The organism is Yaniella soli (genome assembly GCF_054782375.1).
The window spans coordinates 18,674-34,558 of the sequence record NZ_BAAGSP010000004.1 but is presented as its reverse complement, the minus strand read 5'-3'; the positions used below and the strand labels follow the sequence as shown (position 1 = coordinate 34,558).

Annotated in this window: 16 protein-coding genes; 7 read left to right on the top strand and 9 right to left on the bottom strand. The window is 58.5% G+C overall.

Annotation, left to right across the window (positions count from 1 at the left end; genetic code table 11):
* The 6 genes from ACYVJT_RS03015 to ACYVJT_RS02990 are packed head-to-tail and all read right to left on the bottom strand — an operon-like array spanning window position 1 to window position 5,972.
* A complete protein-coding gene (locus ACYVJT_RS03015; protein ID WP_343955704.1) occupies window positions 1-1,233 on the bottom strand; it encodes an adenosine deaminase in 1,233 nt (410 codons plus the stop codon).
* Complete coding sequence (locus tag ACYVJT_RS03010; protein WP_343955645.1) at window positions 1,233-1,889, bottom strand: DedA family protein; 657 nt, start codon at window positions 1,887-1,889, stop codon at window positions 1,233-1,235. The genes ACYVJT_RS03015 and ACYVJT_RS03010 overlap by 1 nt, the downstream gene beginning before the upstream one ends.
* Before the next feature lie 21 nt (window positions 1,890-1,910).
* Window positions 1,911-3,179: a thymidine phosphorylase gene (locus ACYVJT_RS03005; RefSeq protein ID WP_343955647.1), complete on the bottom strand. Its 1,269-nt coding sequence runs from the start codon at window positions 3,177-3,179 to the stop codon at window positions 1,911-1,913.
* Window positions 3,179-3,577, bottom strand: coding sequence for a cytidine deaminase (locus ACYVJT_RS03000; RefSeq protein WP_343955705.1), 399 nt, complete (start codon window positions 3,575-3,577; stop codon window positions 3,179-3,181). Before ACYVJT_RS03000 ends, ACYVJT_RS03005 begins: the two co-directional genes overlap by 1 nt.
* Entirely contained in the window at window positions 3,577-4,839 is a 1,263-nt protein-coding gene (locus ACYVJT_RS02995) for an amidohydrolase (RefSeq protein ID WP_425579832.1), read from the bottom strand. The genes ACYVJT_RS03000 and ACYVJT_RS02995 overlap by 1 nt, the downstream gene beginning before the upstream one ends.
* The gene (locus ACYVJT_RS02990; RefSeq protein WP_343955649.1) at window positions 4,836-5,972 is read right to left on the bottom strand and encodes a mannose-1-phosphate guanylyltransferase; all 1,137 of its coding nucleotides are present in this window, start codon (window positions 5,970-5,972) and stop codon (window positions 4,836-4,838) included. The genes ACYVJT_RS02995 and ACYVJT_RS02990 overlap by 4 nt, the downstream gene beginning before the upstream one ends.
* 191 nt (window positions 5,973-6,163) lie before the next feature.
* On the opposite strand from ACYVJT_RS02990, the gene sdhC reads away from it, so the two are divergent.
* From sdhC to ACYVJT_RS02965, 5 genes are all read left to right on the top strand, one after another.
* The gene (gene sdhC / locus ACYVJT_RS02985) at window positions 6,164-6,580 is read left to right on the top strand and encodes a succinate dehydrogenase, cytochrome b556 subunit (RefSeq protein WP_343955651.1); all 417 of its coding nucleotides are present in this window, start codon (window positions 6,164-6,166) and stop codon (window positions 6,578-6,580) included.
* A gap of 4 nt (window positions 6,581-6,584) precedes the next feature.
* The gene (locus ACYVJT_RS02980) at window positions 6,585-7,070 is read left to right on the top strand and encodes a succinate dehydrogenase hydrophobic membrane anchor subunit (protein WP_343955653.1); all 486 of its coding nucleotides are present in this window, start codon (window positions 6,585-6,587) and stop codon (window positions 7,068-7,070) included.
* A gap of 42 nt (window positions 7,071-7,112) precedes the next feature.
* On the top strand, window positions 7,113-8,900 hold the full coding sequence (sdhA, locus tag ACYVJT_RS02975; RefSeq protein ID WP_343955656.1) for a succinate dehydrogenase flavoprotein subunit: 1,788 nt from the start codon (window positions 7,113-7,115) through the stop codon (window positions 8,898-8,900).
* Window positions 8,900-9,679 carry a succinate dehydrogenase iron-sulfur subunit gene (locus ACYVJT_RS02970; RefSeq protein WP_343955658.1) on the top strand — a complete coding sequence of 260 codons (780 nt, stop codon included), beginning with the start codon at window positions 8,900-8,902 and terminating at the stop codon, window positions 9,677-9,679. Before sdhA ends, ACYVJT_RS02970 begins: the two co-directional genes overlap by 1 nt.
* A gap of 393 nt (window positions 9,680-10,072) precedes the next feature.
* Window positions 10,073-11,512 (top strand): HNH endonuclease, encoded by a 1,440-nt coding sequence (locus ACYVJT_RS02965; protein ID WP_343955660.1) that lies wholly within the window; start codon window positions 10,073-10,075, stop codon window positions 11,510-11,512.
* Between the two features lie 132 nt (window positions 11,513-11,644).
* Here ACYVJT_RS02965 and ACYVJT_RS02960 read toward each other — a convergent pair whose 3' ends face one another.
* Window positions 11,645-11,998: a carboxymuconolactone decarboxylase family protein gene (locus ACYVJT_RS02960; protein WP_343955663.1), complete on the bottom strand. Its 354-nt coding sequence runs from the start codon at window positions 11,996-11,998 to the stop codon at window positions 11,645-11,647.
* 37 nt (window positions 11,999-12,035) lie between these two features.
* Window positions 12,036-12,707 carry an SDR family oxidoreductase gene (locus tag ACYVJT_RS02955; RefSeq protein ID WP_343955665.1) on the bottom strand — a complete coding sequence of 224 codons (672 nt, stop codon included), beginning with the start codon at window positions 12,705-12,707 and terminating at the stop codon, window positions 12,036-12,038.
* Between the two features lie 273 nt (window positions 12,708-12,980).
* Here ACYVJT_RS02955 and ACYVJT_RS02950 point away from each other — a divergent pair, with 273 nt between their 5' ends.
* Window positions 12,981-13,448, top strand: coding sequence for a BCCT family transporter (locus ACYVJT_RS02950; protein ID WP_343955667.1), 468 nt, complete (start codon window positions 12,981-12,983; stop codon window positions 13,446-13,448).
* A 100-nt stretch (window positions 13,449-13,548) separates the two neighbouring features.
* The gene (locus ACYVJT_RS02945; protein WP_343955669.1) at window positions 13,549-15,336 is read left to right on the top strand and encodes a BCCT family transporter; all 1,788 of its coding nucleotides are present in this window, start codon (window positions 13,549-13,551) and stop codon (window positions 15,334-15,336) included.
* Here ACYVJT_RS02945 and ACYVJT_RS02940 read toward each other — a convergent pair whose 3' ends face one another.
* Entirely contained in the window at window positions 15,337-15,879 is a 543-nt protein-coding gene (locus tag ACYVJT_RS02940; RefSeq protein WP_343955671.1) for a GNAT family N-acetyltransferase, read from the bottom strand. It abuts the gene before it with no gap.
* Window positions 15,880-15,885: the final 6 nt, after the last annotated feature.

Genomic DNA, 15,885 nt, shown 5'->3' with positions numbered 1-15,885 from the left:
CTAGTCCTCATCCTCATCGTCTTCGAACTCTACGAAGAGAACGGGAGCATTTGGGTCGTCTTCATCGTGAACGCCGGCGATGGTATCCATCCAAGAGAACTCAATAAATTCGCGCAGCTGATCGCGCGCGTATTCCGTCTGAAAGGCACCCTTAACCGCGTTGAGCTGGAATTCCAACAGGTCAATCATGGTGTAACCGTAGACGGCAGCCAAGTTGTAGAGCTCATCGGTCAGTGACACACCCGAGATGAGTCGGTTATCCGGGTTCACGGTCACGGCAAACCCGGATCGATACAACAGGTCGAACGGGTGGTTTTCTAAGGGTGCGTCTTCTGGTCCGGCTTCGACAGCCGCGGTCTGCAGATTTGAGGTTGGGCACAGTTCCAGCACCGTGTTGTTATACAGCGTGCGGTTGGCGACGTCGCCCCAGACCAAAATCTCCTGGTCATCGTCGAGTTCGACGCGAGCAATGTCTTCGGTCATCTTCACACCGTGTCCCAAACGCAGGGCACGGCCCGAGGTCAGTGCACCGGCGATGGAGTCGATGCCATCGGCTTCACCGGCGTGAATGGTGATGGGCACGAAGCATTCATCCAACCAAGCAAACACGTCGGCGAAATTGGTGGCCGGGTACCCGAGCTCTGGTCCAGCGATATCAAAGGCCACTACCGAACCGTGGGGTCGATGACGGTGGGTGAGCTCTGCGATTTCTTGGGCGTTTTCTGCAGAGTTCTGCCGCATGGCACACAGGATTTGGTGCACCTGGAGCCCGCCGTCTTGCTCCTGCATGGCACGTTCGAGTCCTGCGGTTACGGCCTCGACGGTCTCATCGAGGCTGAGTCCGGCACGGGTGTGCTGCTCTGGGGCCCAGCGTACTTCGCCGTACACGACACCGTCGGCGACCAGATCCATCGCGAATTCATAGGCGATACGTTCCAGCGCGGGTGCCGTTTGCATCACGGCCAGGGTGTGCTCGAACATTTCGAGGTATGTGGGCAGCGACCCGGCGTTGGCGGCTTCGGCGAACCAATTGGCGAGCTCGGGCTCGGTGTCAGCTGGTAGTTCGTGCCCGACGTCTTTGGCGAGTTCCAGAATGGTCGCCGGACGAAGGCCCCCATCGAGATGGTCATGCAGTGCGATCTTGGGAAGGGCTGCGAGATCGAGGTCAAACGGATCGAGGATCAACTCGTCTTGGGCGGCGGTGGATTCAGTGTCTGTGGATTCCTGTTTCATCACGCGTCCGAGTCTAGGCCAGTTTCATCGTCGAGGGCATCTTGTGTGGAACCTTTGTCCATCCGATACCGCATATATTTCTTAATACCCCGGTCTATCAAGAACCCCAGGATGGCAGCCAGTACGAGTGCCAGCGCAATTTGGAGCACGGTATTGTCGAGCCACCCGGAGGTAAAATAGCCGATGGCAATGGAATACGCCGCCCAGATGGCTGCTGAGACAAAGTCCAGGCTCATGAATTTGATGACGCGCATGCGGGTCGCCCCGGCGATGAAGTTCACCGCGACCCGTCCCCCGGGGATGTGACGGGCGGTAATCACGACCAGTGCGCCGGAGTGTTTCAGCGTTTGTTGGACTCCGCCGATGGCCCTCACGACCGAGCGGGTACGCATCCACCGAAATCGCCTCACGCCGATGGTTCGTCCCAACCAGTAGGCGATTTGGTCACCAATGAAGGCCCCGAACCAGCCCATGAAGAAGATGGTGACGAGGCTGACGTCTTGGCCCCTATCAGCGATCGAGGCTAACGCGACCAGCACGGACTCGGAGGGGACGACTGGAAAGAACCCGTCGATCAGGCTGAGCAGAAAGACGGCCAGGGGCATCCACCATGCCTCGGCTGCCCCGAGGATGATCTCTTCAATAAAGTCCAGCAAGTTCGTCTTCCCTACGGTGTGTTAGCTGATGACATCAACGATGAGGCGTGGTGCGGTAAAAGCCTGTCCGGTCTGGATGGCATTCTGCAGGATCTGCGCGGACGTTTCAAAACGCTCGGGTGTTTCGGTGTACAGCGTGCCCAGCGGGTCACCGGCGTGGACCGTGTCACCGGGTTTGGCATACAGTCGGATCCCGGCGGTGGCTTGCACAGCTTGACCTTGATACTGTCGCCCGGCCCCGATTCGCCATGCGGCTTCGCCGACCGCTCGGGCGTCCATGCTGGTCACCACACCGGTGTGTTCGGCCACCACGGTGTGCGAATGGCTCGGGGTCGGCAGCGGCACATCCGGATCACCGTATTGCGCTGTGACCATTGCGCGCCACGCGTCCATGGCTTTGCCATTGGCCAGGTGGTCTGCGGGATCGGCGTCGATACCGGCGCCTGTCAGCATGTGTTGAGCTAGGGTCACGGTGAGTTCGACGACGTCGGCGGGGCCACCACCGGCCAGCACCTCAAGGGTTTCTTCAACCTCAATGGCGTTGCCGACCGTATAGCCCAGCGGTGTGTCCATGCGGGTGAGTACCGCGGTGGTATTGACGCCGTGCGCTTGCCCCAGCCACACCATTTTCTGGGCGAGTTGACGGGCTTGTGCTTCGTCTTGCATGAACGCACCGGTACCGGTCTTGACATCCAAAACCAACGTATCGGTGCCTTCGGCGAGCTTTTTGGACATGATCGATGACGCAATGAGCGGCATACTGTCCACGGTTCCGGTCACATCGCGCAGGGCATAGATTTTCTTATCTGCCGGTGCTAACTGGGCTGTGGGAGCACAGATGACCCCACCCGGATCCAACAGTTGGGCTCGGATCTGTGCCTCGGTGAGATCGACGCGGAACCCGGGGATGGCTTCAAGTTTGTCGAGTGTGCCACCGGTGTGGCCCAACCCTCGACCGGAGAGTTGGGGTACCGCCACCCCGTAGGAGGCGACCAACGGGGTCAGCGGCAACGTAATCTTGTCGCCCACTCCCCCGGTCGAATGTTTATCGGCGGTCGGTTTCCCCAGATCCGAAAAGCTCAGCGTCGTGCCCGAGTTGAGCATTGCGGTGGTCAACGCGAGCAGTTCGTCATCGTTGAGCCCCTGGAAGTAGATCGCCATCGCCAATGCGGCGAATTGCTCATCGGAGACGTCACCGGCGGTATAGGCATTGACCATCCAACTGATGTGCTGCGTGGTGAGCTGGTGTCCGTTGCGTTTCGCGGTGATGATGTCGACGGCGGTGTGCATCAGGTCTCCTGCAGGTTGTCGGGGCCAAATGCCAGCGGCAACAAATCATGCAGTGTCACCGGCCCGTTGGCGGTGGCGATCGAGAGCTCAGGCGGTGCGTGTTCGAACAGCAGCTGCCGGCAGCGGCCACACGGGGTGATGTATGCACCGGCACCGTTGAGACACACCAGGTGCGTCAGCGCGGTGCCGTGCTGCATTCGCCATGACGAGATGAGCGAGCATTCGGCACACAGGGTGACACCGTAGGCCGCGTTTTCGATGTTGACCCCGGTGTGGATGGTCCCGGCATCGTCCAGCGCCGCGGCAGCCACCGGGTGATTCGAGTACGGGGCGTAGGCACGTGGCAGTACCTCGAGCGCGGCGGCGTGGAGTCGGGCGTGCGGGTCGTGCGGGTCCATCACGCGGCTCCGGTCAGTGCGCGCAGTGCCGCCTGGGTGAAGATTTGGATGCCCACCCCGATGGCGCGTTCATCGGGGTTGTAGTCGCCCTGGTGCAGGTCGTAGGAGGGGCCCGAGGGCGTGCGGGTGCCGAGTCGCAGCATGGATCCGGGTATCTTTTGCGTCATCCAGGCAAAGTCTTCGCCGCCCATTGATTGTTCGGCAAGCTCGATGGTGCGTGAACCCAGTTCGAACCGGGTGGCGTCTTCGATCAGGTCGGTTTCGGCCTCGTTGTTGACCACCGGCGGCACGCCGCGCACGTGTTCGAGTTCGACTTTGACGCCGTACGGTGCCGCGACCTGGCCGATGATCTCATCGAGGAGGTGCCCCGCCGATTCCCATGCGTCGGCATCCAATGACCGGAAGGTGCCCGACAGCTGCCCGGTGGCGGGGATCGCATTGGGCGCGTGACCGGCTTGAATATGCCCCCAGGTCAGTTGCACTCCGGATCGCACATCGACGCGACGCGACAGGATGGCCGGCACCTGGGCAGCAATCTGTGACAGGGCGAACACGACGTCCTGGGTGTGCTGGGGCCGGGAGGTATGGCCGCCGCTGCCGGTCAGCGTGACGCGCAGCGTATCAGTGGCCGAGGTGATGGCTCCGATGCGGGTGCCGATGGTGCCCACATCGAAACTCGGGTCAGTGTGCAGCCCAATAATCCGTGGCACATCATCCAGCAGCCCCTGACGAATCACCTCGAGCGATCCGCCGGGCAACACTTCTTCAGCCGGCTGGAAGATGATGCGCACCCGGCCGGTCAGCACAAAGTCGTCTACCGAAACATCCGCCTGGCCGGTCAACAGTCGCTGCAGGGTCACCGCGGCGCCCACTGCGACCGCCGTATGGATGTCGTGGCCGCACGCGTGGGCAATCCCGTCGTGGATGGAGGCGTAGGCCAGCCCGGTGGATTCTTGGACCGGCAGCGCGTCAATATCGGCACGAATGCCCAGCACGACGGGGCCTGAGCCGACATCTACCCAGGCACCGGTAGTTCCTTCGAGCCGGTTGGCTTGCAGTCCATAGCGTTGCAATGTGGCGATGATCTGCTCGGTTGTGCGGTGCTCGCGAAAGGCTAGCTCGGGGTGCTGGTGTAGATCCCGACGCAACGCCACGGTCGCATCGAGTACCTGACGGACCGCCGAGGCAATGCGTGGCAGCCCCGGATCGTCGCGGACGGGCTGTTGGTCAGAGTGCGCAAGGTTTTGTGGCGAATCGGTCACAGGACATCATCATCCCCGTGGGCTTTGATTGATTCCACGGCGTGTTTGACGGATTGTGCGTGCTCGGTGGTGGTCACCAACAGCGCGTCGGGAGTGTCGACCACCACGATGTCTTCGACCCCGATCAGGGCGATGACCCGTGAGGTATCGGTCACCACTACACCATTGGCGTCATCGGCATATACCCGTGGGGTTTCGCCGATGACGGTGACACCGGATTCATCGGCTGCCGGGTTCAAACGCGCAATCGCGGCGAAGTCGCCCACGTCGTCCCAAATAAAGTCTCCGGGGATGACGGCCACATCGCCGGCCTCGGCTGCTGGTTCAGCGACCGCGTAATCAATGGCGATTTTCGGCAGACCAGGCCAAATCTCCGCCATGGCTTGTTCCGCCTGACCGGCCTCGGTGGCCTTGGCGATCGCGGTCACGCCGTCATAGAGTTCTGGCTCGTTGGCCTGCAGGTGTTGCAGCAGCAGTTTTACAGGCGCCACGAACATGCCCGCGTTCCAAAAATGTTTGCCCGACTCCACGTAACGTTGCGCTACCTCGGCCGCTGGCTTTTCCACGAATTTGTCGACTTTATATGCCGACGGCGCCCCATCGATCATCAGTTTTTCGCCCTGGCGGATGTAACCAAAACCCGTCGAAGGGTAGGTGGGTTTAATGCCGATGGTCACAATCTTGTGCGTGGCGGCCGTGGCGATGGCTTCGACCACCGAGGCGCGAAACACGTCATCGGGGCCAATGACCTGGTCGGCCGCAAACGACCCCATGATCGCTTCGGGGTCACGTTCATACAGCAACGCGGCAGCCAGCCCGATAGCTGCCCCCGAATCTTTCGGTTCGGGCTCCAGGATGACGTTGTCCTGGGCCACGGCGGAAAGTTGGTCACACACTGCGTCGCGATGGGCTTCGCCCGTCACAACCATCACCTTGTCGCCCGCGATCGGATGCAGCCGGTCATACGTGGCACGAATGAGGGTCTGACCTGAGCCGGTGAGGTCATGCAAAAACTTTGGGGCGGCCGCACGTGATAATGGCCACAGTCGGGTTCCGACGCCGCCGGCCGGGACCACGGCCCAAAAACGGTCAAGCTCCGGAATATGAGATGATGAAAACTGCTGTTGGTTCACCCAAACTACTGTATTGCAGATCTCTGACAACTTACTGAAGTTACCGATAGCGCAAAGTACAGTGTCGTATTAACGTTTCGCTCACGAGTTAGTATTAGCCTAGTGCTAAGGACGCAACTCGCACCGGCGCTGAAAGAGTGACTGAAAAATACGGTCTAGGCGCCACCCTGCGTACTTTTGGAGGTTTCATAATGTCTACTGCGACAACCGCGCAGCAGTCTCCTCCTGCCGAAAAGAAATCCGGCAGAGGGACACTGTATCGCGGAAAAGAAGGTATGTGGTCCTGGGTGGCCCACCGCATCACCGGCGTGGTGATTTTCTTATTCTTATTGGTCCACGTGCTCGATACCGCACTGGTCCGCGTGTCCCCCGAAGCCTATGACGCCGTCATCGGTACCTATAAGAACTGGTACATGGCCATCGGTGAAGCTGGACTCGTCGGCGCAGTGGTCTATCACGCATTTAACGGCATCCGCGTTGTACTGGTCGACTTCTGGAAAAAGGGCACCAAGTATCACAAGTCGATGCTATGGACCGTCATGATTCTCTGGGTAGTCGTATTCGGCGCATTCTTCGTACGCCACATGATGCTGGTTCTGGGAGGTTAAGCGCATGGCAACTCAACAGCTAAACATCGCCGCACCACGAAGTGGCGACATCGATCCAAAATATCTTCGCAAGTCTGCATCCCCGGGCTCAAACCGGGAAATGGTCAAATGGCTCTTCATGCGCATTTCCGGACCAATCTTGATGGTCTTGATCTTTGTGCACCTGTTCTCCAACCTCATGGTCGGCGACGGTGTACACGGTCTGAACTTCGGACTGGTTGCCGGTAAATGGGCCTCCCCGCTGTGGCAGATCTGGGATCTGGTCATGCTGTGGCTCGCGATGATCCACGGCACCATTGGTGTGTCCACCATCATTGATGACTACACCAACAAAGATCGCACCCGCGTTGGTTTCAAAGTTGCTCTCTACCTGGCCTCCATCGCCATCATCGTCCTCGGTACCCTGGTGATTTTCACCTTCGAACCATGTATGACCGATGCTGCGGGCAACCTGCTGGACAACTCGCCAAGCTTCTGCTTCAACCAATAAGCACCGAAGCCGACAAGACTAAGAAAGAAGAGACTTCATCTGATGCAAGTACATAAGTACGACGTCGTGATTGTTGGCGCTGGTGGCGCAGGTATGCGCGCAGCCATCGAATCCGGTCAGCGTGCACGGACCGCGGTGCTCACGAAGCTATACCCCACGCGCTCGCACACCGGGGCCGCCCAAGGTGGCATGTGTGCCGCTCTGGCAAACGTTGAAGAAGACAACTGGGAATGGCACACGTTCGACACCGTCAAAGGTGGCGACTACATCGTGGATCAGGACGCCGCAGAAGTCATGGCCAAAGAAGCCATCGATGCGGTGCTGGACCTAGAAAAAATGGGTCTGCCGTTTAACCGTACGCCCGAAGGCAAGATCGACCAGCGTCGCTTCGGTGGACACACCCGTGACCACGGGAAGGCTCCGGTCCGCCGCGCTTGCTATGCCGCTGACCGCACCGGTCACATGATCCTGCAGACCCTCTACCAAAACTGTGTCAAACACAACGTCGAGTTCTACAACGAGTTCTACGTCCTCGACATGCTGATGGTTGAAGAAGACGCAACCCGTGAAGACGGCACCCCGTACAAGCAGAAGCGCGTCGCCGGTGTTGTCTCGCTCGAACTGGCAACCGGTGAAATTCACATCTTCCAGGCCAAATCCGTGGTCTTTGCTACCGGTGGTGCAGGCAAGGTCTTCAAGACCACCTCCAACGCCCACACCCTGACCGGTGACGGCATGGCCATCGCCTACCGCCACGGTATTCCACTAGAAGACATGGAGTTCATCCAGTTCCACCCAACCGGTTTGGCTGGGCTGGGTATCCTGTTGTCTGAAGCAGCCCGCGGTGAAGGCGGTATTCTCCGTAACGCCGATGGTGAGCGCTTCATGGAACGCTACGCGCCAACCATTAAGGACTTGGCCCCACGTGACATCGTGGCCCGTTCGATGGCGAACGAAGTGCGTGAAGGCCGCGGTGCCGGACCAAATAAGGACTACGTCCTGTTGGACCTCACCCACCTGGAACCAGAGCACATCGATGCCAAACTCCCGGATATTACCGAGTTCGCGCGCACCTACCTGGGCGTCGAACCCTATACCGAGCCGGTTCCGGTCTTTCCAACCTGTCACTACGTGATGGGTGGTATCCCAACCGATATCGAGGCCAACGTACTCCAGGACAACGAGACCACCATCCCCGGCCTGTACGCCGCCGGTGAGGTGGCATGCGTATCCGTCCACGGGGCAAACCGTTTGGGTACCAACTCGCTGCTCGACATCAACGTCTTTGGTCGTCGCGCCGGTATTTACGCCGCCGAATACGCCAAGGATGCCGACTTCGTTGAGCTGCCAGACAACGGCGAAGCGTTCCTCGAGAACCAGATCGAATCGCTCCGCTCCGCTGAAGGGACCGAAAAAGTTGGCGCACTGCGCGCCGAGCTCCAGGAAGTCATGGATGCCGACATGCAGGTATTCCGTTCCGAAGACACCATTCGTCGCGCAATCGACAAAATCGACAACCTGCGCGAACGCTATAAAAATGTTGCAGTCCAAGATAAGGGCAAACGCTACAACCTGGACCTTCTCGAAGGTCTCGAACTTGGCTACCTGCTCGACATCGCAGAGGCCATGTCCGTTGCAGCACTGCACCGCCCAGAGTCCCGCGGTGGCCACTTCCGCGAAGACTTCCCAGACCGTGATGACGACAAATGGATGGTCCACTCGATGCTGTACCGCGACGAGACCGCCGAAACAGAAGGCGTCAAAGGCATCCGTTTTGATACCAAAGACGTCACCATGACCCGCTACGAACCGATGGAGCGTAAGTACTAATGACTACTACTTTCGAACCAACCGAAACCGCCGACGCCGGCAGCAACAACGAAGCAGGTGGCATTGAATCATTCACTGTCACCATGCAGGTCCGTCGCTACCAGCCTGAATTCCACGAAGAAGCATACTGGGATTCCTGGACTGTAGAAATGTTCGGAACCGACCGTGTGCTTGATGCACTACACAAGATCAAATGGGAGCTGGATGGTTCACTGACCTTCCGTCGTTCCTGTGCACACGGTATTTGTGGTTCCGACGCCATGCGCATCAACGGTGTAAACCGTCTGGCGTGCAAGGTACTACTCAAAGACCTGGACACCTCCAAACCGATCACCGTAGAACCAATCAAGGGTCTGCCAGTCGAAAAAGACATGATCGTCGACATGGAGCCGTTCTTCCAGTCCTACCGCGAAATCATGCCGTTCCTCATCGCCGATGACTCCAAGGAACCAACCCGTGAACGTCTGCAGTCTGCTGAAGACCGCGAACGCTTCGACGACACCACCAAGTGCATCCTGTGCGCAGCATGCACATCGTCATGCCCGATCTTCTGGACCGATGGTCAGTACTTCGGCCCAGCTGCGATCGTCAACGCACACCGCTTCATCTTCGACTCACGTGACGAAGGTGGCGACATGCGTCTTGAGGTACTCAACGACAAAGAAGGCGTATGGCGTTGCCGTACCACCTTCAACTGCACCGATGCATGCCCACGAGGCATTCAGGTCACCAAGGCCATTGCTGAGGTCAAGCAAGCGATTCTCGCTCGCAACGTCTAAGACGCTTTAGCAGCACACACTGCGGGGGACGGATTCATTTCCGTCCCCCGCAGTGTTTTAACGTCAGAAGTAAACCCGCCGCTCGGACGCCGCCGCTAGCAGGAAGAGTGAACCGCTCCCCCGCTTGTATGGTGCCGACTTGTGGATAGTGGTTGAGTGTGTTGGTAGGTTATCCACAAAAGTAGCGACACACCATACACCCGTGGCACCCACATGGTATAAACCGACTTCAAGTAATGTAAAGTACTTCAAAAGATATGTATAACTCTTGTCATGTGACTCAATGCACGGTAGAATGGGGGAAATATCGAAACAGGGTCGCTCTGCTTGCTGGATGCATTTCCGGCCCCTGTTTTTGTTTTCCTGCTGTTGTGTTGAAAGGAGTGGTGCCTTGTGAGTCTTGAGCAGACTATGCAGCGTTCCTCGGCACTGGTAGCAGACCTAGAAGCAGTGTGTGAGGATCTTGTCGAGATGGATCCTGCCGGGTCTGAGGCTGAGGCCATTGAGTTGTTGGCTGTGCTAGAACGCAGTAAATCGGCGCTGTCGGCAGTTCAGGCCAAACACACTGCGGTGTTGGAGCAATACCGGTTGAATAAGCAAGCTGCCGCAGGTGTGCCCAAGGACCGGTGGGGTACAGGTCTGGCTTCAGAGGTTGGGTTGGCCCGGGGTGATTCCCCGGCCCGTGGCAAACGCCACCTAGACACCGCCCACGCATTGGTCGGGTGTCTACCCCACACCCTGCATGCCCTAGAGGCCGGGGTGATTCATGAGGAGCACGCCCAGGTGGTCGCCACAGAAACCAAATGGCTCTCCACCAAGCACCGCCGGATGGTTGATGAGCGGATAGCCCACCGGCTAGACGGGGTGGGGCCCCGGACGTTAGGCAACATGGTGCGTGGTGAGGCCCAGAAACTCGACCAGGTCACCGCCCGGGATCGACAGGAGCGGTCTCGGTCGCAGCGCCGGGTGTCAGTGCGTCCCGCACCCGGTGGAATGGCTTATATTTCGGCGTTGGTGCCGATGCCCCAAGCCGTCGGCGTGCTGGCCTGCTTACACAAAGCAGCGACTAGTCGGGTTGCTGATGGTGACACTGTGGATCCTGCCAACCCGTCGGGTCCACGGCGGAGTCGTGATCAGCTCATGGCGGATCTGCTCATCGAGCGTGCTACCGGCCAGACCACGGCACCGGCGGTGGCCGCTGAGGTGCAGTTGGTGATGACTGATGCCGCGTTGTTTGGTGACGGGCAGGCCCCAGCATGGTTGACCGGCCACGGCCCCATCCCAGCCGAAACCGCAAGGAATTGGGTTGCTGACCCGAACGCAGAGATCTTCCTGCGCCGGGTATTCACCAGACCCGAAAACCACCAGCTGGTAGGGATGGAGTCGCGTCGCCGCGCGTTCCCCGACGGCCTGAAGCGTATGGTCACCCTGCGAGACGGCGTGTGTCGCACCCCCTATTGTGACGCACCGATTCAGCAGATTGACCACATCACCCCCGTCAACAACGGTGGGCCCACCAGTTGGGACAATGCCAGCGGGCTCTGCGCGGCCTGTAACCAGACCAAAGAAGCCACCGGATGGCGCCACGACGGCAACCCCGACCATTTGACCGTGATCACCCCGACCGGTCACCAATACACCACGACCACCCCACCAGTCAGTACAGCCGAGCCACCCGACACCGGTGACCCACCCGAAGAACACGGGCCGGATGATACCGGGCCACCCGATGACCCCGACGACGGCCCGCCAGAGATCGACCCCAACCCACGATTCGACACCAACAACTACCGACACCACCGCACCGAAATCACCATGCGCATCGCAGCCTAACGACTCGAACCCAAAAATCGAGACGTCAAACGAAAGCGCGTTACGGTGTCTACGATCTTGGATCGCTTAAAAGCAGGCTGCGGAGACGGATACCTTTCCATCCCCGCAGCCTAGATTGGTGCGAACGCAGACTTAGCTGTCCTCACCCTTGTCTGAGTTCTCATCGTTGAAATACTTCATTGCCATCCAGCCATGAGTCATGGCCCCGCCGGCACGCAATGCCATGGCAACCATGATTGCTTCCGAGAGTTCTCCTTCGGTTGCACCGGCCTGGGCAGCTCCACGCGAGTGAGCCTCAACGCAGTGTGGACACTGAGTTGTGGCGGCAACGCCGATGGCAATCAGTTCACGAGTCTTCTTGGAAAGAGTATGACCTTCTTCTGCAAAAACTTTCTGATCAAACTCAGCAAACGCGGCAAAGTCGTCGGGCGCTCCTTTACGGATGTTTCGCCCAAATTTCGAGTCATTGGAGTCGTAATGCTGCATCGTCATCCTTTCGTCAATTCAGTGAACGCTGAACTTGTTACAGCGACCGGAGTAGTTCGCGAATATCCATATCGCCGTCATAGAAATCAATCGTTTGACCAACGGTGGCATCTTCCTCAAGCGCGACGAGGATCGTCTCGGCAACATTACTTCGGGACGTGTCACGGCCGCCGTCAGCAGACTGAGCAGAACCGGTCTCTGGTGCAACACTGATTTTGAATGTCGGATCCTCTAATGTCAACAGTCCCGGACCAAGAATCGTGTACTTCAGGTCGCTCTTACGCAGATGCTCATCAGCCGCAGATTTAGACTCGGCATAAGGGAAAAACGAGCTGTCCTCGCTGACCCCGTGATCCGGACCTGCGCCAGCATAGGAAATCATGATGTAGCGCTCAACGCCTGCCTGAGCAGCCGCATCAATAGAACGCTGAGCAGCATCCCGGTCCACCGCGTAAGTGCGTTCTGGATTGCCACCGCCGGCACCGGCAGCCCAGATCACAGCGTCCTTGCCCTGAAATGCATCGGAAAAATCATTGACAGTAGCCTGTTCAATATCCAACAGCACCGTTTTCGCGCCGGTAGATTCGACTTCCTGGATCTGCTCCTCCTTACGGATAACAGAGGTCACGGTGTGTCCTTCTTCGACCAGACGTGGAGTCGTCCGCATTGCGACTTTTCCGTGCCCGCCGATAATAACTACGTCAGCCATATCCGTCCTTTCGCTGTCAGTCCATGGATGTCCGAGGTAACCGGACCGCCACGAGTTGTATTCCAACTACTCGCAGCCTTCCAGTCCGGGCCCATAAAAATCAATCGTTCTTCAGCGCTTCCTGGATACGTGATGTGACCGTCAGAATCGTGTATAAGCCCTTCCACCTGGCGAAGATCTGACACGTTCGAGGAGCGAAATGCATGCTGAACCGACTCCATGACCTCTAACGGCTACGCACCTCGCCGATAATATTTTTTAGCGCGGCTGCTGGTGACGGACACGATGACCAACGGCCATGAAGACTACAACCCTCTGGGGCAACGCATCTTCTGGGCTATCGCCATCGCACTGATCGCCGCCACGCTCTTGGTGTTCTCCGGTTCTGGTGGCCTGGAAGCAATGGAACAGTTGGTGGTACTGATCGGACTGCCGTTCTTCGTGATGTCGTACTTCCAAATGTATGCCCTCCATCGGGCACTGCGCGAAGCCGCAAGCGAGATTCCTCCGATGCGCACACGTCGCTGGAAGAAGGTACTGCCACCCGAAGAACACGAACGCCGCCAGGACGATGACGATGATGAGACGGAGGCTGTCGTTGAACCCGAGGCCGCCGGTGCACGGCCGGTCATGCGCGACCCCTACGTCACCAAAGACCGTCGTGTAGGGCATCACGGCACACTGGCAGCACGAACAGGTTCCGGCCGACTCGGAAAACTACGTCGCAACCGGCCAAAATAATCGGCGCCGAGAGGTTTCCGTATCGACTCTAGAGGGCCATAATCGTGTAGAACGTACCTTGACCTGGCCAGGGCCAACTATCCTCAAGGAGCTGATAGCTATGTGGAATCGACTCCACGATCTCTTACGGCTGCGCACCTCACCGGCGATTTTCTTCGCATCGGCCGCAGTCATTATCGTGTTCGTGCTCGCCACGGTGATCTTTACCGATCCGATGGATACTGCGGTCTCCGCCGCATCAGAGTGGTTGTATACCAATCTGGGTTGGTTTTATATTCTCGGCGTCACCGTCTTTCTGCTGTTTCTGGTCTACATCGCCATCAGTCGGTTTGGTCGAGTGAAATTGGGGCCTGACGACGAAGCCCCAGAGCACTCTGGCCCAGCGTGGTTCGCCATGTTGTTCGCCGCCGGTATCGGAAGTATCCTCATGTTTTGGGGTGTGGCCGAACCCATCAGTCATTACGGTGACCCGCCGCGCGGGCCCTCGCTCGGCATAGAACCCGAGTCCGCAGAAGCCGCGGCCGATGCCATGAACTTCACTTTCTATCACTTCACTCTGCATACGTGGACGATCTTCACATTGCCGGCCCTGTGTTTTGCCTACTTTATTCACAAACGGAATCTGCCACCGCGGGTGAGCTCAATCTTTCAGCCCATCATCGGCGAAGGGATCCATGGTCGGATCGGGAAGTTGATCGACATCGTAGCCATCATCGGGACGGTCTTCGGCGTTGCAGTCTCATTAGGCCTTGGTGCGCTCCAAATCAACAGCGGTATCAATCGCGTCTTCGGAGTCCCCGAAAGTGCGGTCTGGCAACTGGTCATCATCGGTGTGGTCGGTGGCGTCGCTATGATTTCGGTGGCGCTAGGCCTAGACCGCGGCATCAAGGTGTTGTCCAACATCAACATTTGGATGGCAGTTGCCCTGTTGGCATTCATCCTCGTCACGGGTTCCACACTCTTCATACTGCAGGGCACCATCGAATCGGTGGGCGGTTATTTGATGAATCTTCCCGAGTTGGCCTTGTGGAACGATAACTATGCGGATACCGGCTGGCAGAACTCATGGACGGTGTTCTATTGGGCCTGGACGATTAGCTGGTCGCCGTTCGTCGGGATCTTCATCGCACGGATCTCCAAGGGCCGCACCGTGCGGCAATTCGTCGCCGGCGTGCTAGGCGTGCCTGCCGCATTCTCCGTGCTGTGGTTCGGCATCTTCGGTCACTCGGCCTTCGACATCGAACTCAACGGCGAGGGCGGTCTGGTCGAGAGCGTCGTCGACAATGAGGACGTTCCCGGGGCGCTCTTCGCGTTTCTGGAACATTTCCCGGCCACGACCTTCATCTCAGTCATCGCCATTCTTCTGGTGATCATCTTCTTCATCACCTCGGTCGACTCAGCCGCTCTCGTAACCGATACGATGGCCAACGGCCATGAGGACTACAACCCGCTGGGGCAACGCATCTTTTGGGCTATTGCCATCGCCGTGGTGACGGCTACCCTGCTGGTATTCTCTGGCTCCGGTGGGCTCGAGGCCCTCGAGCAGCTCGTCGTGCTGGTGGGTCTGCCGTTCTTCGTGATGGGTTACTTCCAGATGTACGCCCTGTCTCGCGGGCTGCGTGAAGATGCCAGTGAATTGCCGCCGATGCGCACACGTCGCTGGAAGAAGGTACTGCCGCCCGAAGAACACGAACGCCGCCAGGACGATGACGATGACGATACGGACGCGGTCATTGAACCCGAGGCCGCAGATGAACGACCCGTCATGCGTGATCCGTATGTCGAATACGCACGAGTACGGCCCGGCACGCTCGCGGCACGAACAGGAACTGCGAGGATCGGCAAACTGCGTCGGAACCGGCCACGACCACCGCGCGAAGACGAGTAATTAGACGGAGGGCAACCGGCGAGCGAGCACAACGTCCTTGGCTGGTTGTCCTCCAACTTCGAAGGTACGGGTGCCAATCCGTTCGAAGCCGACGCGTTCGTAAAAACTGATGGCACGGGCATTTGCCTCGTTGGTGCCCAACCACATCCACTCTTGGTCCGATGTGGTGTACTGCTCCATCAGATGCGACATCATGTTCTTAGAAACGCCTGCCCCGTGGAATTCGGGGTGCACATAGAACTTCGACAGCATGACCGAGGTGGCGGCTGGCAGCTGGGTGTCCAGCTGGGCATCCTCTGGAAGCTCTCCGTTGACGCAGACGGAGTATCCCACGAGCATTGCACCATCGGTGGCGACCAACACGTAGACATTCTCATCGGCGATCCATGCGCTAAAGACGTCTTCGTTCAGTTCATCGCGCACGAAATGATCGATAGCCGTCCGATCCATGCCGGGTGGGCACGCCAGCGGAAACGTTCGTGCGGCCAATGGGGCCAGCTCGTGAACATCGGTGTTTTTGGCTTGTCGGATCGAAACGCTCATAGCATC